Below are 2,064 nucleotides of genomic sequence, written 5' to 3' on the forward strand. Positions count from 1 at the left end.
GTATTATCTGCGCTTTTGGCTTAGCATCTGCCGCACCTCGCTCGCCGTATCGGCACTTAGAATTATGCGGTATTGCCCATAAACGATTGGAGAACAAATACGATGACCAAAACCAAAATCGGTGTTCTGGGTGCCGGAACCTGGGGAACCGCGCTGGCACGCATGCTGGCAGGAAACGGCTGTGACGTTACCATGTGGAGCGCCCTGCCCGATGAACTGAAAGCCATGAGCGTGACCCATGCCCACCCCAACCTGCCCGGCATGTGCCTGCCTGCCGATATGCACTATACCGCGGATATTGAAGAAATCTGCGGCGACCGTGATGTGCTGCTGTTTGCGGTGCCCTCGGTTTTTGTGCGTTCCACCGCCCGCAAGGCGGCACCGCATATCCCGGATGGGCAGCTGATCGTGGATGTGGCCAAAGGCGTGGAGGAAAAAACGCTGATGACGATGTCCGAAATCATTGAGCAGGAGCTGGCTGCGGATGGCAAACACACCCACTGCAATGTGGTGGCGCTTTCCGGCCCCACCCATGCGGAGGAAGTGGCCCGCGATATGCCCACCCTGATCGTGGCGGGCAGCCCGGATGAAGCCGCCGCACGCAAGGTGCAGCAGATCTTTACCACCCCCACCTTCCGCGTGTATACCAACACCGACCGCCGCGGCGTGGAGCTGGGCGGCGCTGTCAAAAATGTGATCGCGCTGGCTGTTGGCATTGCGATGGGCCTGGATTACGGCGATAACGCCAAGGCTGCCCTTATCACCCGCGGCAACGCCGAGCTGGCCCGCCTGGGTGTGGCCATGGGCTGCAAGGCCGAAACTTTTGCCGGGCTTTCCGGTATGGGCGATCTGATCGTGACCTGCACCAGTATGCACAGCCGAAACCTGCATGCCGGCATGCTGATTGGCCGCGGAAAGGATGTGGAAACCGCCAAAAAAGAGGTCGGTCAGGTGGTGGAGGGCATCAATGCCCTGCCCGCAGCCTGCAAGCTGGCGAAAAAGTATAAGGTAGAAATGCCCATCGTGAATGCGGTGGATGATATTCTGTCCGGTCGGTTGGCCGCCCGCGATGCGCTGGCTACAATGATGGGCCGACAGCTGAAACAGGAATAATAGCATGGAAAACAGAGATATTCGCATTGCTTTTTTTGATATTGACGGCACTCTGCTGCCGCCGGATCACCACCTGCCGGAATCCACCGTGGCGGCGCTCAACATTCTGCGCGCCAAAGGGGTGCAGCTTTACCTGGCAACCGGCCGCCCGCCGTACCACCTGCATTACCTGAAAAAGGATCTGCCGTTTGAATTTGACGGCATGGTGATGATGAACGGCCAATATTGCCGGGATAAGGACGGCTGCTTTTACGCTCACCCGCTGCCGCAGGAGGGACTGCGCGAGCTGCTGCCCTGGCTGGAAAAAACAGATATTGCGGTTTCCTTTGTGGAAGCGGATACCGCTTACATGAACCGCACCAATGCCCTGTGTGAAAACTTTTTGAAAGAGATCCCGCAGGAAACCATCGATCCGGCCCAGCGCTGCTTTACCTACCCGACGTATCAGCTCAGCGCATTTTTGAGCAGCGAGCAGGAACCGGAGTTCATGGCCCACGTGCCCGGCTGCCGCGCTGTGCGCTGGAGCGAAGAATTTGTCGATATCCTGCCCGCAACCGGCGGCAAGGTGAACGGTTTGCAGGAAACGCTCAATCATCTGGGTCTTACGCGGGAAAACAGCATCGCCTTTGGCGATGGCGGCAACGATACCGAGATGCTTGCTTTTGCCGGGATCGGGGTTGCCATGGGCAACGCCTGGCCAGACGCCCGTGCCGCGGCGGATTACATTACCACCGATGTGGATAAGGACGGCATCTGGAATGCGCTGGAACATTTCGGGCTGCTGAAATAACCAATAAAAACAAGAGCATGTGCGTTTTTGGGGAAAGCCCGAAAAACTGCACATGCTTTTATTTTATTTCTTTAGGCAACACCGCACAATTCCCGCCTGACGGCTTAAGCACCGCTCCGGCGGCTGCGGCACGGCATCTGCGTTGCCAAAATGCTCGATAA

2 protein-coding genes are annotated in these 2,064 nt (G+C 57.6%); both read left to right on the plus strand.

What is annotated here, in order from left to right; genetic code table 11:
• Nucleotides 1-102 precede the first annotated feature (102 nt).
• Nucleotides 103-1,113, plus strand: coding sequence for an NAD(P)H-dependent glycerol-3-phosphate dehydrogenase (locus C4885_RS16040; RefSeq protein WP_114001291.1), 1,011 nt, complete (start codon nucleotides 103-105; stop codon nucleotides 1,111-1,113).
• A gap of 4 nt (nucleotides 1,114-1,117) precedes the next feature.
• The gene (locus C4885_RS16045) at nucleotides 1,118-1,903 is read left to right on the plus strand and encodes a Cof-type HAD-IIB family hydrolase (RefSeq protein WP_114001292.1); all 786 of its coding nucleotides are present in this window, start codon (nucleotides 1,118-1,120) and stop codon (nucleotides 1,901-1,903) included.
• Nucleotides 1,904-2,064: the final 161 nt, after the last annotated feature.

The organism is Subdoligranulum sp. APC924/74 (assembly GCF_003324125.1).
Classification (GTDB): Bacteria; Bacillota; Clostridia; order Oscillospirales; family Ruminococcaceae; genus Gemmiger; species Gemmiger qucibialis.